Raw genomic sequence first — 21,764 nt, forward strand, 5'->3', positions numbered from 1 at the left:
CCACCTGCATCATGCACCCCCGGCCGGGACGATCCTGCGAATGGACGTGAGGTTGGAGTATTTCTCCCACGCATCACGGATCTGGATGGTCTGTCCGGGCACGGGGGCATCGATGGCCTTGCCATTGCCCAGGTAGATGGAGATATGTTCGCCGCCGTAGCTCACCAGGAGATCCCCGGGTTTGGCTTCAGCGAGGGAAGCAACAGGAGTGCCATTCTGCATCTGGTCGCTCACCACCCGGGGCAGCTCAACGCCCAGGTCCTTGAACACGCGCTGCACAAAGCCGGAGCAATCCATGCCCGTAGCGGGGTTGGTGCCACCCCACACGTAGGGCACACCGATGTACTTCTTGGCTGCAGCAACCACGGCGTCACCCGTGGCTCCCCCGACAGTGCTGGACGCAGCAGGAGAAGCCGCAACCGCCGTCGTGCTTCCGACGGCGGAGAGCAGGCTGGCAACGTCGGAAGTCCCGGCAGTGGCCGACGTTCCCATGGCCGTGTTCAAGGCCGACGCGAACGACGCTGCGCCGACCGAAGATGACGATGCACCAGTCGAAGACCGCTCCGCCAACTGCTGCAGCGACGCCTCAATGCTCTGGATCCGGCCCATCGCTTCAACCATGCTCATGAGCCGGCCTTCCTATGCCATGCGGCCGAAGCGATCTCGTCCAGGGCGCCTTGCTCAGCCCGGAGTTCCGAGGCCGCAAACGCGTCGTCGTGGCGGGTTTCGAGCTTCTCCAGACCGACGGCACGACGCCTCGCCTCGGTGTACTCCGAGCGGGCAGCCGCGGCTTCGAGCTCCGCAGCAGCGGCCATGGCATCAAGCTCCGCAAGCATGCTCTGGGAGGACGCACGTGCAGCCGCCACCGCCAAAAGGGACGAGGCATCAACAACCGTTCCGGCGGAATCGGCGATCGCTGACCGTGCTTCGGCCCGGCGTTCACGCAGCGAGGAGGAGCGCGTGTTCGCTGCAGCCAGCCCGGTTTCGGCGGCCTTCTGCTCGGCCTGCCGCAGCCTCAACAGCCCGGCGAGGGAGAATTGTCGGTTCACGCGGCTCCTTCGGCAAGGTTTCCAAACTGGGTGGCAAGCCTGGACAACAGTGCCCACGACTCGGCAAACGTGGACGACTCCCCCATGCCCTGGCGGAGGAAGTGGTTGATGGCGGCCTCGTTGTCCAGCGCTGCGTCCACCAAGGGGTTGCTGCCGTGCCGGTAGGCACCGACGTCGATCAGGTCCTGGGCAGCCCGCCGGGCCGCAAGCACGCGTCGCAGCGCCACAGCGAGCCCGGTATGGGCAGCAGGGTTGACTTTCGAGGCCACCCGGGACACCGAACCCAGCACGTCCACGGAGGGAAAATGCCCCGTGACGGCGAGTTTCCGGTCCAGGACCACGTGCCCGTCCAGGATGGAGCGGGCGGCGTCGGCGATGGGTTCGTTATGGTCATCGCCATCTACCAGGACGGTGTAGATCCCGGTGATGGAGCCGGATTCGGCGGTTCCGGCGCGCTCCAGGAGCCTCGCCAGGACGGAAAAGGTCGACGGCGGGTAGCCGCGTGTCGCGGGCGGCTCACCTGCGGAGAGGCCGATTTCGCGCTGGGCCATGGCTACGCGGGTCAGGGAATCCATCATGAGCACCACGTCCTGCCCGGCTTCCCGGAATGACTCCGCGATCCGGGTTGCCGTGACGGCCGCGCGGAGGCGCATGAGGGCTGGTTCGTCGGAGGTCGCGACCACCACCACGGAGCGAGCCAGGCCTTCGGCGCCCAGATCGTCTTCGAGAAATTCGCGGACTTCACGGCCACGTTCGCCCACCAACGCGATCACGGACACTTGGGCGTCGGTTCCGCGGGCCACCATGGACAGCAGCGAGGATTTGCCCACGCCCGAGCCAGCGAACAAGCCGATGCGCTGGCCACGGCCCAAGGTGGTCAGCGTGTCCAGCACGCGGACCCCGGTCTGCAGGGGTGTGTCGATCCGGGCCCGGAGCATCGCGTTGGGGGCTTCCTGGTCCAACGGCACCAGGTTGGCAACGAACAGCGGACCCTTCCCGTCGATCGGCCGGCCCAGCGCATCAAGGACGCGCCCGAACAACCCTTCGCCGGTGGGAACCAGCACGGAACTCCCTGCAGCCCGTGCCGGAGCGCCCGCGGCAATACCGGTCAACCGGCCCAGGGGCATGCAACGCACTCCCCCGCTCACGGAGGCGACCACTTCGGCGTCGAGCGTTTCAGCCCCTGAACCGATCGTGACCAGTTCCCCGACTGCGCAATCCAAGCCGGCAATCTCGAGCCCGAGCCCCAGCACGGAGGTCACGGTGCCAACGCGTTGCGGTGCGGCGGCGGCCACGGCCCCTGCCAGGCCCCTCATGCCACGCCGCCCAACAGCGCGCGCCGCGCCCGTTCCAGGGCAGAGCCGAGCCGGGCGTCGATCCACCCCTGCGGGTATTCTCCGATCGCGTCCCCCGGGTTGAGGGCGGCATCGGCCGTGAGTTCAACGCCGGGAGGAAGCACGACGCCGGCCGCCGCCAAAGCGGCCAGGTCACCCGGGTGCAGGCGAACCGCAGTCACGGTTCCGTCAGGGTGTCCCAGGACCCGATCGAGTGCGGCGCGGGCAGTCCGTTCGGCGTGGCCAAGCTCGTAGCCCAGAATGGCCTCCGCGAGTTCGATGGCGCTGGCGGCCAGCACATCCTCCGCCTCGGCAACGGCAACTTCCTGGCGTTTCTGCGCCGCCTCAGTTGCGGTCCCCAAAACGGCGACGGCGCGCGCGATCGCGGAGCGGCCGGCGTCGAGCATGTCCGTATGCTCAGCCAGCAACTGTTCCCGCAAGCGGCGCTGCTCGGCCGCCGCGGCCTGCAACCCTGCCGCGTACCCAGCGGCGTGGCCTTGGGTGAAGCCCCGGTCCGCGGCGGAGTCCTCGGAACGCAGGGCCGGAAAAGTGACGCGCGTGTACGGCTCAGTAGACAAAGTCGTCCTCATCCCCGCGCCGGACAACAATGGCACCCTCGGCTTCGAGTTCGCGGATGGACCGGACGATGTCCGCCCGGGCTTCCTCCACCTGCGAAGCACGGACCGGGCCGGACGCGTTCATTTCCGATTCCAGGATCTCCAGGTTCCGGCCGGACATGTTGGCGCGGATGGTGTCCAGGACAACCGGCGGGGCGCCCTTCATGGCCACGGCCAGGACGCCGGCGCTGACCCCGCGCAGGATCTGCTGGATGTCGCGCGGTTCCAGTTTCACAATGTCCACGAACGTGAGCATCCGTGCCCGGACTTCGGTAGCGAGATCCGGATCCACCGTGCCAAGGCCGTCCAGCACGGACCGCTCGGTGTTGACGTCCGAGCGGTTGATGATGTCCACCAAGGGCTGGATGCCGCCAACAATCTCGTTGGTCTTCCGCTGCGACATGACGGCACCCGCACGGACCTTCAGGGTCTCGGCCACGATTCCCACAGCTTCAGGCGATGCCGAACCCATGGTCGCGATACAGCGCGCAACCTCGATGCGTTGGGCGTCCCCCAGCCCCGACATGACCGCGGAGGCCTTGCCTGGCCGCAGGTGGGCCAGGATCAGGGCGATGGTCTGCGGCAGCTCGCCGTCGATCAACGCCAGGATCTGCCCCGGATCCATCATCTCCAGGAACTCGAAGGACTTCCCGGCCATGGTTGAGGCCAGTCGGTCCATGAAGCCTGCGGCTTTGTCGGCGCCGAAGGACGCTTCAAGGAGTCCGACGGCGAATTCCTGGCCGCCGCGGGCCGTGCGGCGGCCGCTGACGGCCAGTCCGTGGAACTCGTTGATGACGTGGTCCGCAACCACGGAGGAAACACGGCGGAGTCGGACGATCTCGGCGGCAATATCCTCCGCCTCCGACTCGGAGAACTGGGCCATGACGGCGGCAGCACTGGCCGGGCTCATCTGCATGAGCACGACTGCCACCTTCTGCACGCCATTCAGAGCCGAGGCTTCCGGGAGGCTCACACCGATTGCCTTTCATCCATGAGTCCGCGAAGGTACTCGGCGGTCCGTGCCGGATTGTCCGCCACCATGGCCTCGATCTGGGCACGCTTGAGTTCGCCGTCCAGGGCCTCTGCCGCCGGAAGCGGGAGGGCGGGAGTGGGCTCCAGCGGGGCGGCCGGCTGGACGGACGTGAGTTCGATGGCCGTCGTGGGCGGGCCGGCAATGGCCGGCGTCGGGATGGCTTCCGGAAGGGCAACGTAGTCCAGGCGTTCGCCGAGGTCCACGGGTTCCCGCTGCTGGCGCCTCTTAAGGATGATCAGCACCGTCACGATCAGGGCAATCGCAGCGAGCAGGATGCTGCCGGCCATGATCAGCGTGTTCATGAGAGTTGCGTCCTTGGCTGACTCGGCGTCCGCCTGGGCAGCGCCGAGGGCCTGTGCCGCTTTGTCCGCCGCTGCAGTGCTGAACGGCAAAACCTCCACCGTGACCACGTCACCGCGCGCCGTGTTGATGCCGGCCGCTGCGGTCACCAACGACCGGACGGAGTCCACGTTCACGCCCCCTGCGGCGGACTGGTTAATGGCCACGGAAATGGTCTGGCGCTTCACCGCTCCCTGTGGAATGGTCCGGTCTTCCGTGACCTTGTTGACCGCATTGTTCTTGGTGGTGTCGCTGGAATCGTAGGATCCGTTGGCGGCAGTTCCACCGGGCACGGCAATGTTGTCCGGGCCCAGGACACCGGACGCGCCGCCGCCAGTGCCCGTGTACTTCTCCGTCTTGGTGGACTCGCTCAGCGCCGGAGTGTTGGTTGCAGGGGTAAAGGTTTCACTGCGCTGCTGGGCAGATTCCGCGGTGACGTCGGCTGCAACCGCCACGGTGGCGTTGCCCGGCCCCACGACGCTGTCCAACACGGACCGCACAGCATCCGAGGTACGTTGCTGGTAATCCGTGGCCTGCTTGGATGATGACCCCGTGGCGCCCCCGCCAACTGTAGAGAGGACGTTGCCCTGCGAATCGACCACGGAAACGTTGGTGGGCTTCAGGTTCTCTATGGCGGCGGACGTCAGATGCACAATCGCCTGGACCTTGTCCGAGGACAACGTGGTGCCGGGCTGGGTTTGCACGAACACCGACGCCGTAGCCTCGGGGGTGGTGGAAACGAACACCGACTTTTCCGGGATGGCGAGCTGCACGGCCGCGGACTTCACTCCGTCCATGGCCTGGATGGTGGTGCTGAGTTCCCCCTCCAAGGCACGCTTGTACGTCACGGACTGCTGGAACTCCGATGACGTGACGCCCAGCTTGTCCAGCAACGAATAACCCGTAGCCGCGGCGGTGGGCAGCCCAGCGGCGGCGGCTTTCAGGCGTTCGTCGTACACCTTGTCCTCGGGGACCAGGATGGTGGAACCGCCGTTGCTCAGCTCGTAGGGGATGTTGTCCTTGCGGAGCTGCTCCACGATGCTGTTTGCGTCCGTGTCCTTCAATCCGGAAAAGAGCGGTGAGTAGGCCGGTTTTCCCAGCCAGGCAGTCAAGGCCACACCACCCAGGACAAGCACGGCGACACCGAGGATCGCCAGGGTGCGCTGGGCAGGGCTGAACGCCTGGACGCCGTTGCCGAGCTTGCGGAAGAACTGGGAAATCGCCGGTGGCATCAGGCCTGCATCCTCATGATCTCGTTGAACGCGTCAACGCCCTTGTTCCGTACGGCGGCCACCAGTTCGAACGTCACTTGGGCGCGCGTGGCGGCCAGCGTCGCTTTGTGGATGTCATCGAGGTTGCCTGTCACCGCGGATACGGCAAGTTCCTTCGAGGCCGACTGCAAGGACTGCAAATCGTCGACGGCGCCAGTCAGCGCCGTGCCAAAGTCGCCGCCGGTGCTGGCTGGCTTGGCACTGCCCACATACCCGGTTCCGCTGACGCCTTGGACGCTCTCTATGGGACCCAGGGCCATCAGGACTTTCCTATCTCAAGCGCGGCAAGGTACGTTTCCCGGGCCCGGTCCACCACCTGTGCGTTGGCTTGGTATCCGCGCTGGGCGATGATCAGGGTTCCCATTTGTTCGGAGAGGTCGATGTCCGGGTATTTCACGTTTCCGTTCGCATCGGCCAGGGGGTGGTCCGGCTGGTAGACGATCCTGCCCGTGGCGTCGCCCAAGGGCGTGCTCTTCACGTAGACGCCCTGGCCGTCGTTGCCCTCGGCCGCCTCAATGTAGCGGGCACGGAACACCTGTCCGTCAGTGCGGGAAGCGTTGTTCATGTTGGCGAGGTTGTCGGACACAGCGTCCAACCACTTGCGGTGAACCGTGAGCGCCGAACCGGCGATGCCGATCGCGTCGAAAGTCATGAGTTGGTCCTCAGCGCCGTGCGCAGCGAGGTGAACTCGCCGGCCACGGCCCTCGCAGCAAACTGGTAGCGCAACACGGTGTCGATGTTGGACAGAGTCTCGGTGTCCAGGTTGACGTTGTTGCCGTCCGTCCTGGTTGGTTCATCGGAGGGCGAGATCGTGGCGTTGACGGTGCCGTCACCGGTGCGGACCGAAGCAGCCAACTGGTCTTCGAAGGAGACCCTTTTGGCCGTGTAATTGGGCGTGTTGACGTTCGCGATGTTGTTGGCGATGGTCCGCTGGCGCAAGGAGAGCGCGTCCATGGCGCTGGCCAAGGCGACGGATGTCACGGATTCAAGCACAAAGTCCTCACCTGGTGGTGTTCATAGGCCAATCCGTGGCCAAGCATCGAGCGATCCCTGCTCAGCAAGAGCTATCGACACCGTTCAAACGAGCGTTAGGAGAATCGCCAACAAATTTTGTAAACGCAGTGCGAGCAAAGCAGGCCTCACAACGTATCCGTCGGGGCGGCTTTAGTGTCCACTTGGGCGGTCAATTCGTCGATCCTGTCCATCGCCTCACTCAGCCGGCCCACTGTCTCCCAGAGCTTCGGATGCCGGGACCGGACCTCCTCCAGCGACGTACCATCCTTCGCAAGGGTCGCGAGGTCAAAACTTACATTGGTCCGCGCGCCAGCGATCGCGGCCCGCAGCGCTCCGAAGGCCACCACGACATCGGCAATCAACGCAGGGTTGCCGTTCTCGGCCAACCAACCCAGATCCTCAATGGCTGCGATCGCGTGGTCGCCCAGCAAGGCTGAAGCCTTTGCCGCCTCCACAGACGCCTGCTGTATAGCTTCTTCGCGTTTCGGACCCGGATCCAGGCGGAACGCCGCACCAAAGGCCTTGGAAGCAACCGCATCCTCGTCCGCCAAACGCAGGGCAGTCCGGCGCAGACTGCGCGCCCGATCCAACAGCCCCTCGTCCGCATTTTCCGAGTACCCGGCAACCATCGAGGTCAAGGATGCCGCGACCGCCAACATCACCCCAGTGCCTGCTCCGCCCCCGGGTGAGCCGGTGGACTCAGCCAAGGCCTCGGTCCATTCCTCAACCGTGGAGTGTTGCGTGTTGATCTTGTCGGAAGCAGCCATGCATCCCAGTCTGCATTGGCTGGCCGCAAACTGCGTCACAACAGGCACAGGGCTCAACGAGGCGGGTTTCAACAGGCACAGGTTTAATCAGGCGCAGCGGCCACAACACGCCCGGAATGCACCCAAAGGAAACCCAAGGCACCCGGACCCGGGGCCGCCGTCGTACGTTTTGACCCCTGAGCCGCCCGCAGGAAGCCCACCGCCGGCCCAATAGAGGCCCCCTGCCCTAGCCGCTCCTGCTGAACGCTGCATCCACCCACGGCTTTGAGCGTGTCAGCTTTCAGACCAGTGGGCTCAATATTCATTCACGAATAACCATCGAGCGGCTATATGCACGGCCGGAGAGGGTTGACAGACACGTCCAACGACGGCTGACGGCAGCGGGCGCGATACGACCATCTATTCCAGCTGCGGGAGGAATGGCCCATCTCGAGACGCCGCAAGCCCCGCGGGGGAACTGGAGTCCGCCCGTCATTGCAAGGAGGATGGCACAATCTGTGCATGCCCCTCATTCAAGTCTTCAATGCTTCCCCCTCGTCTACGGCAAAAAAGCGTGAGCTGCTGGCTGCTCTCACGGCCACCTACGCTCAAGTTATGGAAATCCGTCCAGATACGATCCGGGTGATTTTGCACGAGCTTCCGCGCGAGAATTGGTCCGTAGCCGGCGTCACCTTGGCCGATTCGGGACAGAACGAATCGGTCTGAACAGGAATGGCGCAATGCCAGCTAGGGGTCCGAGGCCGGATCCTCGCAATGCGGTCTACGCCGCGCAGCTGGTGTTTCGGCAGCTGGTCACCCAGGTGCCAGCGTCGCAGATTTCCAATCCTTAGGAGCCCACGACGGCACCCTCTAGTGGCCACGCAGGAGGGCCACCGGAACCCCACGCAGAGCAAGACGTCAGGGCGAGTCGATACACTGGCCCCATTCCCAGGCGTCGAACGGTAAGGGGTAATCCCGTGGGCATTGACCTTGAAGCACTCTACAAAGACCTGCACGCGAATCCGGAGCTGTCATTCCAAGAGGTCCGGACCAGCGGAATCGTCGCTGGGCATCTGGAAAGCCTGGGGCTGGAAGTCCACCGCAACATCGGCAAGACCGGCGTGGTGGGAGTCCTCGCGAATGGCGACGGTCCCGTGGTGATGCTCCGCGCCGACATGGACGCCCTTCCGGTCAAGGAAGCAACCGGTCTGGAGTACGCGAGCACCGCCACCGGCAAAGACCACGAGGGCCATGAAGTCCCGGTGATGCACGCGTGCGGACACGACGTCCATGTCACGTGCCTCCTGGGCGCCGTCGAGAAACTTGCCCAAGAACGCAACCAATGGCAAGGCACCCTCATCGCCGTCTTCCAGCCCGCCGAGGAATGGGGCGGCGGGGCCAACGCCATGGTCACGGATGGGCTGTACGAGAGGATCCCCAAGCCCGACGTCGTCCTTGGCCAGCACGTGGCACCCTTCCCGGCAGGCTGGTTCGGGCTCCGTTCAGGAGTTGCCATGGCGTCGGCCGATTCGCTCAACATCACCCTGCATGGCCGGGGTGGTCACGGTTCCCGGCCTGAAACCACCGTGGATCCTGTGCTCATGGCCGCCGCCGCAACCGTTCGGCTCCAGGGGGTCATAGCACGCGAAATCGCAGCCAGCGACTCAGCGGTAGTGACGGTGGGCCAGCTCCATGCCGGCACCAAGAACAACATCATCCCCGAGACGGCCACTCTGGGCCTCAGCATCCGCTCCTTCAGCGAGCCGACCCGCGAAAAGGTGCTGGCCGCCGTCGAACGTATTGTGCGCAGCGAGGCCTCCGCCTCCGGTGCCACGCAGGAACCGGATTTCGATTATGAGGAGCGTTTCCCGCTCACGGTCAACGAAGAATCAGCCGCGGACCGCGTCCGTGATGCATTCCGTAAAGCGTTCGGCGAACACCAGGTCATCGACCCCGGCCCGGTATCAGGCAGCGAGGACGTGGGAATGCTGGCGACGGCGGCAGACGCGCCGCTGGTGTTCTGGTTCCTGGGCGGCATCGAGCCGCACTACGCCAAGGAGTTCGCGGAGAAGGGCCGGCTTCCGGAAGACACACCTTCCAACCACTCCCCCTACTTCGCTCCGGTCATCCAGCCAACCCTCAGCATCGGCACGGATGCCCTGGTCACGGCCGCCCGCGAATTCCTCGCCTGACCCGGAAACGCGACTGACCCCGAAACCCAAGTAGGTCGCAGATCAGGTCGTTCCCAGCGCTGGGAACGACCTGATCTGTCACCCAGTTGGGCGGGCCCGCAGCGGAAGGTCAGCCGCGGACGTCGAGCAACAGCGGCCGCGCGGAACCCGGGCCGGGCGACACCGCAGCGAGGGCCGCGAGGTGGGCTCCGGCGTCGTGCTTCATGCCGGACACGAGGTCCATGGCGTCGGCCTGCGCATCAAGGACAAGAAGGGCCCGCGCCCCCAAGGCAACAGGCAGCGGCCCAAGGTCAGCAGGCGGTTCCCACGGCGCCGGGAAGCCCCCGGAGACGGCCAACGCGATGTCCGCCTCCAAACGGTCCAAAGCGACGGACCAAGCCTCAAGCGACACCGAGTGCCCGCCCCGCCAAAGGAGCAGCAGCGGCTGACAACTGTGCCGATGCCTCGTGCCACCCCTGCCGCAAGGGCTCCAACAGCTCGATGCACTCCTTGGTTCGCTCCACGTCACGGTAGATGTTGGCGCCGATGAGTGCCTGCATGGCGTACTCGTAAATGCTGGCAAGCGAAGCTGCCCCGTCCCAAAGATCCACCCTGAGCGTGGACTGCAGCTCGGCAACAATCGCCTGGGCGTGCAGCAGGTTTTCGCGGGCAGAGTCCCAGTTGCTGTTCTCCTGGGCCAGGCGTGCGCGCTTGAGGTCCAACAGCAAACGGTCGTACAGCATCGTGAGCAGGCGTGCGGGCGGTGCGGAGAGGACGGCGTCGTCGTTGTAGCGCGAGAGCTGCTGGGCGCGAAGGGCACTGTAGGTCATGGCTATTCTCCTGTGGACTGCTTCGGGAGGCTGGAAATCTGCCCGGACAACCAAGTGGACTGCGATTGGAGGCCGCCGAGCAGCACCTCCATGTTGGTGTAAACGGCCTGGAGGGTGGCGCGGCGCGTGGCGAGCCGCTGGTCCCAGTCGGCGATCCTTGTGCCAAGATCGCGTGCTTCGGATTCACGGCCCTTGATGAGGCTGGAGATTGAGCCGCTGTAGGGGTCTGAAGCGGCAGTCGCGGCTTCGGCCACACGCCCGGCCAAAGCCTGCACCGCGGCTTGCGTGGCTGCCGGGTCCGCGGTCAATGCCGCAGAGAACTTCGCGGAATCGAACGTGAAGTTGCCGTCCTTGGTGATGTTGATGCCGTATTCGGCGGGCGATTTCCCGTCGATGGGCCGTGACAGTGCCGCGAGCACTTGGTCATTGACCGCCCGAACACTGCTGTTGCCGGTCAGTATCCCGGCCTTCGGCACCGTGGCCCCGCTGGAATCGGTGGTCTTGGACACCGCGCTGTACATGGAGACGAAGCTGAGGACGTCGTTGACGGACGTCACCAGTTCTCCGGCCTTCTTGGTGATGCCCGGAACATCGCTGGACACCGTCACAGTGACCGGCGATGTTGTCACAGCGGACGCGGTCACGGAAACCCCCGGGAGGACATCCGTGAACGTGTTGGTGTTCGAGGTCAAAACCTGCTCAGCGGCAGTGCCCGCGTACAGGGTGGCTTTGGCGTCCTGGGCGGAGCGTACGACGGCGGCAGTCGGGTCAGCCATGAGGTCCACCGCCGTGCCGCCCGCCACTTGCGCTGCTGTGCCTTGGTAGGCGGTAAAGGCTCCGGCCGCGCCGGACGTAGACGCCGTAAGTTGCAGGCGGTAGGTGCCGTTGCCTGCCGGAACCTTCACCGCATGCGCGCCACCGGATGCTGCGTTGATGGCCGAAACCACGTCATCCAAGGAAGTACTCGCAGGAGCAATCTCGGTCTTCTTACCCGTGGAATCGACAATCGTCAGGTGTGCCGGCGCACCACCGTCGGTGGGCCAGGAGGCCATGGCCGCGGTGACGTTTACCTGCGTCTGGGCCAGCTGCGTCACGGTCAGGTCGATCGATCCGGCAGTGGCCGCCGTCGTGGTTTTTGCCGTGACGGAAGGGGCGCTGCTCGTGGCAGTGAACAGGTTCAGCGCGCCGGTGGCCGAACCCGCAGCGGAGAGATCCTTCAGCGCAGTGAGCTTGGTGTTGAGGGATTGCAGCGTGGAGATGACCGTTTGGTTGGAGGCCAGCTTGGTCTTGAGCTGGGTCTGCGGCAAGGCCTCGACGGACATCAGGGAGTTGATGATCGCGGTGGTGTTCAGGCCACTGGCGAGCCCGTCGATCGCGGTTGTCACAGGTTCTCCTTCCGGGTTGGTCAATCCCATGCCACACGACGGCCGGCCAGGATGGGGGCCCGGCCGGCCGCCGTGTCAGGCTAAGGGGTCTTAGCGCAGGAGCGAGAGAACGCCCTGGCCGGACTGGTTGGCCTGTGCCAGCATGGCCGTTCCTGCCTGGGACAGGATGTTGGCCTTGGTGTACTTGACCATTTCCGCAGCCATGTCCGTGTCCGCGATGCGGGACTGTGCTGCCTGCAGGTTTTCGCCCGCAACGTTCAGGGACTTGATGGCGTGGTCCAGGCGGTTCTGGCTCGCACCGAGGTCCGAACGCTGCGTGGACACTGCCTTGATGGCCGTGTCGATCGCCGTGATGGTGGTCTGGGCGTTGGCGTTGCTGGTGACGTCGAAGCCCGTTGCACCGGCGGCGCCGGCCAGCGTGCCCGTTGCCGTTGCGACATCGCCGAGGGTGACGGAGATGACGTCGTTCGCCGAGCCGGCAGTGCCAACCTGGATGTCCTTGGCGCCGCCCTTGAGGAGGTCGATGCCGTTGAAGTTGGTGGACTGCGTGATGCGGTCCAGCTCCTTGCCCAGCGAGTCGGCTTCCTTCTTGATGGCCGCACGAGCGTCGCCGTTGTTGGTGTCCGAGGCACCCTGGACTGCGAGGTCGCGCATGCGCTGCAGTACGGAGTGGACTTCGGTGAGGGCACCTTCCGTGGTCTGGATGATGCTGATGCCGTCCTGGGCGTTGCGGGCGGCAACTGCCGAGCCGCTCACCTGGGACTTGAGGCCTTCCGAGATGGCAAGGCCGGCTGCGTCGTCAGCAGCACGGTTGATGCGCAGGCCGCTGGAAAGCTTTTCCATCGACTTGGACAGGGTGTCCTGCGTGGCGTTCAAGCTGCGGTAAGCGTTGTTTGCCATCAGGTTGTTGTTGATCTGCATGCCCATGATTTTTCCTCCGTGATCTGGACTTACTGTGTGGCAGCCCATCCGTGGGCCGTCACACCGCACTATCGGCGGGGACCAAACGGTCCGTTAGCAAAAATTCCCAACAGCTTTTCCCACCCAGCCCGCCTAACGCCGCACCGCTTACGGCCGATAGCTAAGGGGGAGTTGTCAACGGACTCACCGCACCCCATCCCCCAAAAACCATCCCCAAACCAGAACTGGAGTTGACCGCCGTGGCCATCCATGAACTGTCAGCCCTGCTGTGGCGCGAACGCGAGCTGCTGGATCTCCTGACGTTCAAGCTCGAAGAAGAGCAACTGCTGCTGACGGCCGGCAAGTCCCGTTGGTTGCCGCACGGCACCCGGGAAGTGGAACAGGTCCTTGACCGTGTTTCCAAGGCCGGCCTTGCCCGGGCCGTGGAGATTGCCGCCGTGGCCGAACAGTGGGGGCTGTCGCAGGATTGTTCGCTCGCGGAGCTGGCGGCCGCTGCTCCGGAGCCCGCCTGGGCAGATGTCCTGACGTCCCACTTGGGCGCCATGCGGCAACAGACCGCCACCATCAAGGAACTCCGCGACGCAAACGAGCAATTCCTGCGCGCAGCCGTCCGTTCCACCCAGGAGACCCTCGCGGACCTGAAGCCCGCGGCCGGAACCTACGACTCCCACGGCCGCACCGGCGATTCCTCGTCGGCCCACCTCGTCGACCGGAAACTCTGAGAAGGAACCCAGTGAGCACATTCGGCGGACTCAACACGGCCTACCGGGGCCTCACCGCAGCACAGCAAGCCATCAACCTGGCGGGGCAAAACATTGCGAACGCCTCCACCCCGGGCTACACCCGCCAGCGGATCGAACAGTCCGCCATCGGAGCACCCGTGCCCGCAGGCCTCAACCCGGGCATCGGGCAGATAGGCCAGGGGGTCTCGGTGGACGGGATCGCACGCTTGGGCAGCAGCTTCCTCGACGCCGGAGTCCGCAACACTGCGGCCGCGTCCGGCTACGCGGGTATCCGTTCCGCCGAACTGCAGCGGCTCGAGGACGGCTTGCAGGAACCCGGACCGCATGGACTCTCGACGGCGTTGCACACCTTTTGGGCCTCGTGGCAGGGAGTGGCGAACCACCCGGGCGAGTCCGCTCCGGCGTCGGTCCTGCTCGAAGCTGCGGCGACGCTGACTGAAACCGTCTCCGCAGGTTACCGGGCACTCGACGCACAGTGGAGCAGGGTGCGGGGCGAGGCATCGGCAACGGTGAGCGAGGTCAACGCCGCCGCGGGCCGCGTGGCAAACCTGAATACGCAAATCCGCTCCACCTTGGCAGCAGGGGGCTCGGCGAACGAGCTCATCGATGCCCGCAACCAGCTGACCGAATCAATCGCGTCCATGGCCGGAGGTACCGTCCGCGAGAATGCCGACGGCACCGCGGATGTGTTCATTGGCGGGAACGCCCTGGTCTCGGGAACGTCGGCCCGCCAACTCACCTTGGCCGGTCCCACCAGCCTCGGCGGCGGAGCACAGCCGGTGCAGCTTGAGTGGGCAGACCGGCCGGGTGCCGCGGTAAACCTCGACGGCGGCAAACTCGCCGGAGCGGTCTCCCTGCTGGCACCGGCCAACGGAAGCGGGACCGGCGGCGCGATCGCCCAGGCCGCGGACGCCTACAACGCCTTCGCAACGCAACTCATGAACGACGTCAACGCCATCCATCGCACGGGGCAGACCACCGCGGGCACCGGCAACCTGGACTTCTTCACCAGTTCGCCGGGCGTCCCCGTCGCGCTGTCACTCAAGGTTGTCCCGGGCAACGCAGCGGGGATTGCCACCGGCGCGGCGGGGGCGGGTGCCCTGGACGGAAGCGTTGCGGACAAGCTGTCCCTGATCGGCTCCTCCGCAACCTCGCCCGATGTTTTCTGGAGCGGAGTCGTCTCCGGAATCGGTATGGCCTCCCGCTCGGCACAACAGCATTCGCAACTGGCGGACGCGGCGGGAGTTGCCGCCGTCGGGCAGCGTAACTCAGGTGCGGGAGTCAGCCTGGACGAGGAGAACATCAGCCTCCTCGCCGGGCAGCACGCCTACCAGGCGGCGGCTCGTGTGATGACGGCCATCGACGAGGCCTTGGACGTCCTGATCAACCGCACCGGATTGGTGGGAAGGTAAGCCATGCTCAATCGCGTCACTACCCAAATGATGGCGGCCTCTTCGCAGCGGAGCCTGCAGTCCGCACAGACCCGGCTGGCCGAACTGCAGGACCGGGCACTCTCCCTCAAGAACATCAACCGGCCGTCCGACGATCCTGCCGGTGCCGCCCAAGCCATCGCCTTGCGGGGCCAGCTCAACGCGGCCAACCAATACGGCAGCAACATCAGCGACGGCAACGGCTGGCTCGCGGCGGCTGACACTGCGCTGGGGCAGTCCACCAACATCCTGAACCGGGTGCGGGACCTGGTTGTCCAAGTGGCCAACGGGACACTGAACGATTCCGCGAAGGAGGCGATCGCCGTCGAAATCGAAGGCCTCGGCAAGGACCTCCTGACGCAGGCCAACACGCAGTATCTGGGCCGGAACGTCTTTGCCGGCAGTTCGGACACGGACGGCGCCTTCACCAACAGCGCTCCCCCGGTGTTCAACGGCGGGTCCGGCGCATCCGTGGAACGTCGCGTTGATGCCTCACGCACCGTGCGCGTGGATTCCGACGGCGGCGCGATCTTTGGCGATGGCGCCGGCTCCGTCTTCGCGGTGGTGAGTGACGTCGTCGCGGACATCCGTGCCGGGGTCAATCCCAACGGAAGGCTGGCTGCCATCGGGGCGAAGATCCAGTCGGTCATTGACGGGAGGGCCGACGTCGGCATGCGGCAGACACGCTTGGGGCAGGCACAGGATTCGTTGGAAGGGATGAAGGCTACGCTGGAAACGCAGAGGTCGCGGGTGGAAGACCTGGATTTGGGAAAGGCTGTCATGGATTTGAAAGTGCAGGAAACCAACTACCAAGTAGCCCTCGCGGTGACCGCCAAGGTGCTGCAGCCAACCCTCATGGATTTCCTGCGATGAGCATGGCCTCATTGACCTTCGCGGCCCCGCTGCCAGGACTGGAATCGGCCGAGGGCTTCTCGCTGCGCGGGGTAGCCGGCGCTGAAGGCTTGTTCGCCCTGGAATCAGCCACCCCGCCGGCCCGGATGTTCGTGGCCGATGCTTCGGTCTACGTGCCGGACTACGCCCCCGTGATCCCGGATACGGCGTTGGCTGCTGTGGGACTGGGCTCCCGCGGGCAGGGCACAACCTTGGTGGTGGTGAACCCCTCGCCGGAGAAGACCACGGTGAACCTGATGGCCCCGATCGTGCTTAACCCCGCTACCGGCGTGTGCATGCAGGTGATTCTCGACGGCGGCACGTACCCGTTGCGGGCGGAACTGGGCTCTTAGAACGAAACCCCGCCCAACGGACAATTCACCGGCTAGCTCCACGGTGAATTGTCCGTTGGATGGTGCGCTACTGAGCGACCGGGACGTTCAACGATGCCTCAAGCGCGGCGTCCGCGTCACGAAGCACCTTGGCTGCGACTTCCAGCCCCTCGATCCGGCCAAGGGAGACATCCTCGTGCTCGATGTTGACCAGCATGTCCGGGTCAACCTCGTGGAGGGCACGGAGGAACTCGGTCCAGTAGGCGGTGTCGTGTCCGCGGCCCAGGGCAACGAAGTCCCAAGCGGAGTTCCTGGGCCACTCGTTGGCCCATTCGTCGCCACCAAGGTTGGTGCGGTTTTCCTCGGGTGACAGCCGGCGGAAGCTGTTGTCCAGCACGCCGTAGAGCGCGGCATTGTCCTTGTTGACGCGGACATCCTTGGCAGCGGCCTGGAACACGAGCGGCCCGAGTTCGCGGACCACGGCCACCGGATCCATCTGCTGCCAGAACAAGTGGGAAGCATCCAACTCGACGCCCACGTGCGTCGCGCCCGTAAGTTCGATCAGCTTGTACACGTCCGCGGTGTTGAACACAATGTTCTGCGGGTGCAGCTCCAAAGCGACCTTTACGCCATGGTCGGCGGCCAGGCGGTCCGTTTCTTTCCAGAACTCCGCGGCAATGCCCCACTGGTAGTCCAGGACATCAAGGGCGGCAGAGTTCCAGGCATTGACCACCCAGTTGACCGTGGTTGCGCCGGGCTCGCCACCGGGCAGGCCGGACATGGTGACCACGCGGTTCTGGCCCAGACGTTGCGCCAGACGGATGGAACGGCGGATGTCCTCGGCGTGCTTCTCGCCGATCTCGCGCCGCGGGTGCAGCGGGTTGCCGTTGCAGTTCAATCCCGCGATGGAGACCCCGGTGCCCTCGAAGATGGCCAAGTAGTCGTCCCGGGCGGCATCCGACACCAGGATGTCGTCCATGGTGGGTACGTGAACGGCCGGGAGGAACCCGCCGGTGTTGATCTCGATCCCGGTCAGGCCCAAATCCGCAATAACCTTCAAAGCCTCAGGCAAAGGACGGTCGTGCAGGATCGCGTTGTAGACGCCGAGTTTCATAGCGAGATCTTCTTTCCGTTGTTCAGTGCGGATTCGGCGACTGCGCCGAGGAGTTCCATGTTGCGGACACCTTCGTCGAAGGTGGCGCAGCGGGGCAGCGACTCTGCTTCGGAAAGACCGGCGATCTCCTCAAGGAACGCCCGGGCCTGGTAGCCGAACGCGTCATTCTGGCCAAAGCCAACCTCGGGGGCATCCATGGCGAGGCCACCCGCAATGTAGGGGTGTCCCGGGCCGAGGATGACCTGCCGGTAGCCGTTCTGCAGCCCGGACTCGTCGTTGAGGAAAAGCTGGATTTCGTTGGGGCGGCGCTGGTCGAACTTGGCGCCACCGTTTTCGCAGAACACCTCGAACTGCAGGCTGTTGGCGTGGCCCGCGGCAACACGGGACACTTCGAAGCTTCCGGCACCGTTGGCGAACTCTGCATTGAAAGCCGCGTAGTCATCGTTCTCCACCGCTTCGAAGGTGTCGCTCACGGCAACATGGTCGTGGCCCATGACGGCGCTCAGCGGCAGCGGGCGCTTGTCGATCGACGTGGCCAGCCGGCCGCCGCTGATGGACTTGATCTCGCCGCACAGGAATTCGGACACGTACGTCAGGTGGCTTCCGACGTCGGCCAGGGCGCCGGAGCCGGGCCCGCCCTTGTAACGCCAGCTCATGGGAGCCGAGGGGCTGAAGCCGTAGTCGGTCCAGTACCGGCCGCTGAAGTGCAGCACGTTCCCCAGGACGCCGTTCTGGATGAGTTCACGGATGTAGGCGATGCCGGGAGTGCGGCGGAACGTGAAACCGATGCGGGCCAGGTTTCCGCGGGACTCAGCGGCGCGGGCAGCCTCGGCCATGGCGCGGGCGTCCTCGAGAGTGTCGCTGAGGGGCTTCTCGCACAGCACGTGCTTTCCGGAGGCCATGCCTGCACCGATGACGGCGACGCCGAGGCTTTCAGCCATTGATTTCTCCTTCGAAATTTCACCGACACATGGGGCTCAGTGCGGCATTTTGTAGCGCTACAATTTTTACGCTGGACTCGATCGTAGCCATGTCCATATGTCCTGTCAATCATTGGCCGACTATCCTCGAAGGCAGACACGAAAGGCACCGAACATTCCGTGAACAGTCCCCAGACCCGACGCCCCACCCTCTACGACGTCGCCACCCAAGCCGGTGTCTCGCCGTCGTTGGTTTCGCTCTTCCTGAAGGACCCGGAGAGGGTCAGCGCCAAACGTCGGGACGCCGTCCACAACGCCATCACCGAACTCGGCTACCGGCCCAGCCGCGCGGCCACCACCCTGGCCAGCAACCGCACCAAAAGCATCGGGTTGGTGATCGACGACTACCGCAACCTCTGGTTCGTGGACCTCCTCCGCGGCATGGAATCCGTCCTCTCGGAGCACGGCTACCAAGTGACACTCGCCGACTCCCGGCCCGGCGAGAACCGCATCAAGGAAGCCACGGACGGCCTGCTCGCGATGCATGTGGACGCGTTGGTCATCGCGGCAGAGCCCAGCGAATCGATGCTGGCGCGCACGTGGGTCCCCACCGTCGTCGCCGGGTGGCGGAACGGCGTCCCCGAGGGCGCCGACCTGATCACCAACGACGACGACGCCGGCGGCAGCATGGCAACGAACCACCTGCTGGAGCTGGGACACACGCGGATCGGCCACTTGTCAGGGCACGACGGCGCGTCGCTGCACCGGCGCGCCGGTTACCAGCGCGCCGCGAAGACTGCCGGCGTCGAGGTTCTCATCGGCCAGGCTGAGGGAACGTCTGAGGAAGACGGCTACGCCTCAGCCTGCTGGCTTTTGGACCACCATCCGGACATCACGGCGATCTTCGCCGCGAACGACACCATGGCGCTGGGTGCGTTTGCCGCCATCAAGGCCCGGGGATTGTCCGTGCCGGCGGATATTTCGGTGATCGGCTACGACAACTCCCCCTTGGCCAAATCCCGCTATCTGGACCTGACGTCCATCGACAACCGCAGCGACGTGGTGGGCATGGACGCGGCCCGGAGGTTGCTGGCCCGCCTCGAGGACCCCGATCTTGAACCTGAGCGGACCCTCATTGAACCCGCGCTGGTCCTCCGCACCACAACCTCCCCCACTTAAAGCAACGCGGGGTCACTTACGGCCCATAATCCCCTCCGGAATGGGCTGTAAGTGACCCCGCGTTGATTGGATCAGACCTTCTCGCGGATGCGGTCGATCTTCGGCTCGGACACCTCGAATTCCCTGCGGCGACGGGCCAGGAAAGTCCACAGAGTTCCTTCCGTCTGCGGATGCTTCTCAGCTGTCTTTTCTGCCTCGGGCTTGTGCATCTCGGGCTTGCGCGCGGAGTCCTTCTTCGTGCGCCGCTCGAAGTCCTCATAGTACGAGTAGCACATACCAACCTCCTTAAAGTGGCTGCCCTTTAATCGTCCTCGCCTTCAAGCCACAAGTCGACCGTTAATAGCTTGACCGCAACGCTCCGGCCACGTGCAACTGCTGGTTTTCCACAAGCCATTGGATGGATTCGAAGACTGCTTCCTCCGGTTCGTAGCGGGGCTGGTAACCCAGCAGCTGCCCAGCCTTCCCAATCGAAAAGCAATGGTTGCGGTGCAGGTGCTCCCAACTGGTTTGGGCGTGGTCCCCGGAACGGGAGCTGCGGAACTCGGCCCAGCCCACGGATTCCAGGTTCGCTGTCCTGCCAAACCAACCCGCGGCGATTTCCGCATACCCGCGGGCACTCAGCGCCGTCGGGGCAACAATATTGAAGTCCTCCCCCGCGGCTGCTTCGGGCCGGTTTACGGCCTTTTCGAATGCCTGGGCAAGATCATCGGCGTGCACGTGGTGCATCAAGGCCGTACCGCCGTCGGGAACCTTCAGGACGTGCCCCGCGGAGAGGGTGTACCAAACCTCCGGGTCCAGGTTCCCCAGCGGCCCAATGGGCTGCCATCCCGGCCCGACGATGTGGCCCGGATGCAGCGAGGTGGTTGGCAGCCCGCCCCCGGCCGTCTCGGCCTTCAACATGCGCGCGATCCGGTCCTTCTGGATTCCGTACTCGCCCAACGGAGGCAAGACGGCACCTTCGGAGTTGGGCACTTTCCGGCTTGGACCGTAACGCCAGATGGACCCACAGTGCAGCAAGTGGCCGGTTGCCCCGCGGAGTCGTTCCAGCAGCGCCGTGGCCGACTCAAGCGTGAAACACACCAAGTCGATCACGACGTCGGCGCCCAGTTCCGCGATCCGCGTACCGAAGGTGCCCGCGCGGTCCTCCTGCTCGCGATCCGCGGCCACCTCCCGTACCTCGTCCCATTCAGGCGCATCCACGTAGGGCCTTCGCTTTCCCCGGCTGACGTTAGTGACCGTGTGCCCCGCACGGACCAGCCGTGGAACGAGGAAACTGCCGATGTGTCCGCTGCCGCCAATGACGACGATCTTCATGATGCCCCATCCCGTGGCTTGGAAGAGTTTGGCACCACGCTAGCCCGTCAGCGGGCGATTGCGGGAGACCCGGAGCCCTGGAGCCGGGACGTTTCCACCGCTATCCTGGTCTCTGCCATCATCAGGTCCGCGTTGATCACCGCACCGGCCATGTTCCCGGCTGCCGCGGAGGCCACTATCTGCCCGGTCAGATCCGTGACATTCCCGGCAACCCACACGCCGGGAACCGAGGTGGCACCGCCAAGGGCAACCGTTTCAACATGATGCCCCACACCCATGGGATGTTCCGTGGGTGTGATGCCGAGAGATTCCAGCACACCCGAGCGGGCTTCCATGCGCGGTCCGACCACCGCAGCCTCCACCGGGATGACCTTGCCGGACTCAAGGACCACGCCACTCAGGGTGTCATCGTGGATCTCCAGGGACGTCACTTTGCCCTCCACCACCTGAATGGACCGGGCAGCCAACTGCTCCCACTCCTCCTCCGTCGGATCCAACTTGTCGTTCAGGAACAGCGTGATATCCGGGCTCCACTGCCGGAAAAGCAGGGCCTGGTGCATGGACATCGGCCCGGATCCCAGGATGCCGATTGGCTTGTTCCGGACTTCCCAGCCGTGGCAATACGGGCAGTGCAGCACGTCCCTGCCCCACCGTTCGCGGATACCGCCTATATCCGGCAACACGTCTTTCAGGCCCGTTGCCACCAGCAAACGCCGCGCCGCAACCAACCGCCCATCAGCCAGTTCCACCTCGAAGGCGGGTTCCACGCCGTCGCCGCGTTCCGCCGTCGAACGCGCCGATACCGCCGCGCCATCCACAATGGCGCCGCCATACTTGCGGACCTCATCGCGGCCAACAGCCAACAATTCCTTGGGGTCCATGCCGTCCCGCGAAAGGAATCCGTGGACGCCCGAAGCGGGTGCGTTCCTCGGCTCCCCCGCATCAATGACGAGGACCGAGCGCAGGGCCCGGCCCAAGGTAACGGCGGCGCTCAATCCCGCCGCCCCACCTCCGATGACAACAACGTCGTATTGCTGCTGCATCTTTCCAAATCCTTCCCTTGCGGGGCCCGCTCTGCGCGCTATCCCCGGATCTTGGGGCGCATAGCGGGCCCCACAACGCTTCGTATCC

The 21,764-nt window shown here is 65.0% G+C and carries 26 protein-coding genes; 7 read left to right on the forward strand and 19 right to left on the reverse strand.

Annotated features, from left to right (window positions below):
- Positions 1-9 precede the first annotated feature (9 nt).
- The 10 genes from ACFVSJ_RS16735 to ACFVSJ_RS16780 form a co-directional block, all read right to left on the reverse strand.
- Positions 10-627: a C40 family peptidase gene (locus tag ACFVSJ_RS16735; RefSeq protein ID WP_387438065.1), complete on the reverse strand. Its 618-nt coding sequence runs from the start codon at positions 625-627 to the stop codon at positions 10-12.
- Positions 624-1,049: a flagellar FliJ family protein gene (locus ACFVSJ_RS16740; protein WP_387438066.1), complete on the reverse strand. Its 426-nt coding sequence runs from the start codon at positions 1,047-1,049 to the stop codon at positions 624-626. Before ACFVSJ_RS16740 ends, ACFVSJ_RS16735 begins: the two co-directional genes overlap by 4 nt.
- Positions 1,046-2,365 (reverse strand): FliI/YscN family ATPase, encoded by a 1,320-nt coding sequence (locus tag ACFVSJ_RS16745; protein WP_387438067.1) that lies wholly within the window; start codon positions 2,363-2,365, stop codon positions 1,046-1,048. The genes ACFVSJ_RS16740 and ACFVSJ_RS16745 overlap by 4 nt, the downstream gene beginning before the upstream one ends.
- Positions 2,362-2,961, reverse strand: a complete 600-nt coding sequence (locus tag ACFVSJ_RS16750; RefSeq protein ID WP_387438068.1) for a hypothetical protein — start codon at positions 2,959-2,961, stop codon at positions 2,362-2,364. The genes ACFVSJ_RS16745 and ACFVSJ_RS16750 overlap by 4 nt, the downstream gene beginning before the upstream one ends.
- Positions 2,951-3,973: a flagellar motor switch protein FliG gene (gene fliG / locus ACFVSJ_RS16755; RefSeq protein WP_387438069.1), complete on the reverse strand. Its 1,023-nt coding sequence runs from the start codon at positions 3,971-3,973 to the stop codon at positions 2,951-2,953. The genes ACFVSJ_RS16750 and fliG overlap by 11 nt, the downstream gene beginning before the upstream one ends.
- Entirely contained in the window at positions 3,970-5,604 is a 1,635-nt protein-coding gene (gene fliF, locus ACFVSJ_RS16760) for a flagellar basal-body MS-ring/collar protein FliF (RefSeq protein ID WP_387438070.1), read from the reverse strand. The genes fliG and fliF overlap by 4 nt, the downstream gene beginning before the upstream one ends.
- Positions 5,604-5,903: a flagellar hook-basal body complex protein FliE gene (fliE, locus tag ACFVSJ_RS16765; protein ID WP_387438071.1), complete on the reverse strand. Its 300-nt coding sequence runs from the start codon at positions 5,901-5,903 to the stop codon at positions 5,604-5,606. The genes fliF and fliE overlap by 1 nt, the downstream gene beginning before the upstream one ends.
- Positions 5,903-6,295, reverse strand: a complete 393-nt coding sequence (locus ACFVSJ_RS16770) for a flagellar basal body rod protein FlgC (protein ID WP_387438072.1) — start codon at positions 6,293-6,295, stop codon at positions 5,903-5,905. The genes fliE and ACFVSJ_RS16770 overlap by 1 nt, the downstream gene beginning before the upstream one ends.
- A complete protein-coding gene (locus ACFVSJ_RS16775; protein WP_387438073.1) occupies positions 6,292-6,636 on the reverse strand; it encodes a flagellar basal body rod protein FlgB in 345 nt (114 codons plus the stop codon). The genes ACFVSJ_RS16770 and ACFVSJ_RS16775 overlap by 4 nt, the downstream gene beginning before the upstream one ends.
- A gap of 146 nt (positions 6,637-6,782) precedes the next feature.
- Entirely contained in the window at positions 6,783-7,424 is a 642-nt protein-coding gene (locus tag ACFVSJ_RS16780) for a cyclodeaminase/cyclohydrolase family protein (protein ID WP_387438074.1), read from the reverse strand.
- Between the two features lie 501 nt (positions 7,425-7,925).
- Between ACFVSJ_RS16780 and ACFVSJ_RS16785 the strand changes: the two genes are divergently transcribed.
- Together ACFVSJ_RS16785 and ACFVSJ_RS16790 are read left to right on the forward strand one after the other, a co-directional pair.
- Positions 7,926-8,129 (forward strand): 4-oxalocrotonate tautomerase family protein, encoded by a 204-nt coding sequence (locus ACFVSJ_RS16785; RefSeq protein ID WP_387438075.1) that lies wholly within the window; start codon positions 7,926-7,928, stop codon positions 8,127-8,129.
- A gap of 251 nt (positions 8,130-8,380) precedes the next feature.
- The gene (locus ACFVSJ_RS16790; protein WP_387438076.1) at positions 8,381-9,595 is read left to right on the forward strand and encodes an amidohydrolase; all 1,215 of its coding nucleotides are present in this window, start codon (positions 8,381-8,383) and stop codon (positions 9,593-9,595) included.
- Positions 9,596-9,704: 109 nt separating this feature from the next.
- Here the strand turns inward: ACFVSJ_RS16790 and ACFVSJ_RS16795 are convergent, their stop codons facing one another.
- The 4 genes from ACFVSJ_RS16795 to ACFVSJ_RS16810 all read right to left on the reverse strand — a co-directional run bounded on the left by ACFVSJ_RS16795 (position 9,705) and on the right by ACFVSJ_RS16810 (position 12,716).
- Positions 9,705-9,986 carry a hypothetical protein gene (locus ACFVSJ_RS16795; RefSeq protein ID WP_387438077.1) on the reverse strand — a complete coding sequence of 94 codons (282 nt, stop codon included), beginning with the start codon at positions 9,984-9,986 and terminating at the stop codon, positions 9,705-9,707.
- Positions 9,976-10,404: a flagellar export chaperone FliS gene (fliS, locus tag ACFVSJ_RS16800; RefSeq protein WP_387438078.1), complete on the reverse strand. Its 429-nt coding sequence runs from the start codon at positions 10,402-10,404 to the stop codon at positions 9,976-9,978. The genes ACFVSJ_RS16795 and fliS overlap by 11 nt, the downstream gene beginning before the upstream one ends.
- A gap of 2 nt (positions 10,405-10,406) precedes the next feature.
- Positions 10,407-11,789: a flagellar filament capping protein FliD gene (gene fliD / locus ACFVSJ_RS16805; protein ID WP_387438079.1), complete on the reverse strand. Its 1,383-nt coding sequence runs from the start codon at positions 11,787-11,789 to the stop codon at positions 10,407-10,409.
- A gap of 90 nt (positions 11,790-11,879) precedes the next feature.
- Positions 11,880-12,716, reverse strand: coding sequence for a flagellin (locus ACFVSJ_RS16810; protein WP_387438080.1), 837 nt, complete (start codon positions 12,714-12,716; stop codon positions 11,880-11,882).
- Between the two features lie 233 nt (positions 12,717-12,949).
- Between ACFVSJ_RS16810 and ACFVSJ_RS16815 the strand changes: the two genes are divergently transcribed.
- Genes ACFVSJ_RS16815 through ACFVSJ_RS16830 form a run of 4 tightly spaced genes read left to right on the forward strand, consistent with a single transcriptional unit; the run spans position 12,950 to position 16,127 of the window.
- A complete protein-coding gene (locus ACFVSJ_RS16815; protein ID WP_387438081.1) occupies positions 12,950-13,432 on the forward strand; it encodes a flagellar protein FlgN in 483 nt (160 codons plus the stop codon).
- 11 nt (positions 13,433-13,443) lie between these two features.
- Positions 13,444-14,865, forward strand: coding sequence for a flagellar hook-associated protein FlgK (gene flgK / locus ACFVSJ_RS16820; protein WP_387438082.1), 1,422 nt, complete (start codon positions 13,444-13,446; stop codon positions 14,863-14,865).
- A gap of 3 nt (positions 14,866-14,868) precedes the next feature.
- Positions 14,869-15,756 (forward strand): flagellar hook-associated protein FlgL, encoded by an 888-nt coding sequence (gene flgL / locus ACFVSJ_RS16825; protein WP_387438083.1) that lies wholly within the window; start codon positions 14,869-14,871, stop codon positions 15,754-15,756.
- Positions 15,753-16,127 (forward strand): flagellar assembly protein FliW, encoded by a 375-nt coding sequence (locus ACFVSJ_RS16830; RefSeq protein WP_387438084.1) that lies wholly within the window; start codon positions 15,753-15,755, stop codon positions 16,125-16,127. Before flgL ends, ACFVSJ_RS16830 begins: the two co-directional genes overlap by 4 nt.
- A 67-nt stretch (positions 16,128-16,194) precedes the next feature.
- On the opposite strand, the gene ACFVSJ_RS16835 is transcribed toward ACFVSJ_RS16830, so the two are convergent.
- Positions 16,195-17,220 (reverse strand): sugar phosphate isomerase/epimerase family protein, encoded by a 1,026-nt coding sequence (locus ACFVSJ_RS16835; RefSeq protein WP_387438085.1) that lies wholly within the window; start codon positions 17,218-17,220, stop codon positions 16,195-16,197.
- Positions 17,217-18,161: a Gfo/Idh/MocA family protein gene (locus ACFVSJ_RS16840; protein WP_387438086.1), complete on the reverse strand. Its 945-nt coding sequence runs from the start codon at positions 18,159-18,161 to the stop codon at positions 17,217-17,219. Before ACFVSJ_RS16840 ends, ACFVSJ_RS16835 begins: the two co-directional genes overlap by 4 nt.
- Before the next feature lie 159 nt (positions 18,162-18,320).
- On the opposite strand from ACFVSJ_RS16840, the gene ACFVSJ_RS16845 reads away from it, so the two are divergent.
- On the forward strand, positions 18,321-19,319 hold the full coding sequence (locus ACFVSJ_RS16845) for a LacI family DNA-binding transcriptional regulator (RefSeq protein WP_387438087.1): 999 nt from the start codon (positions 18,321-18,323) through the stop codon (positions 19,317-19,319).
- Between the two features lie 71 nt (positions 19,320-19,390).
- Here the strand turns inward: ACFVSJ_RS16845 and ACFVSJ_RS16850 are convergent, their stop codons facing one another.
- The 3 genes from ACFVSJ_RS16850 to ACFVSJ_RS16860 form a co-directional block, all read right to left on the reverse strand.
- Complete coding sequence (locus tag ACFVSJ_RS16850; protein WP_387438088.1) at positions 19,391-19,594, reverse strand: hypothetical protein; 204 nt, start codon at positions 19,592-19,594, stop codon at positions 19,391-19,393.
- 61 nt (positions 19,595-19,655) lie between these two features.
- On the reverse strand, positions 19,656-20,633 hold the full coding sequence (locus ACFVSJ_RS16855) for an NAD-dependent epimerase/dehydratase family protein (RefSeq protein WP_387438089.1): 978 nt from the start codon (positions 20,631-20,633) through the stop codon (positions 19,656-19,658).
- 47 nt (positions 20,634-20,680) lie between these two features.
- Positions 20,681-21,676 (reverse strand): NAD(P)/FAD-dependent oxidoreductase, encoded by a 996-nt coding sequence (locus ACFVSJ_RS16860; RefSeq protein WP_387438090.1) that lies wholly within the window; start codon positions 21,674-21,676, stop codon positions 20,681-20,683.
- Positions 21,677-21,764: the final 88 nt, after the last annotated feature.

It is taken from the genome of Paenarthrobacter sp. NPDC058040 (assembly GCF_042885775.1).
Classification (GTDB): domain Bacteria; phylum Actinomycetota; class Actinomycetes; order Actinomycetales; family Micrococcaceae; genus Arthrobacter.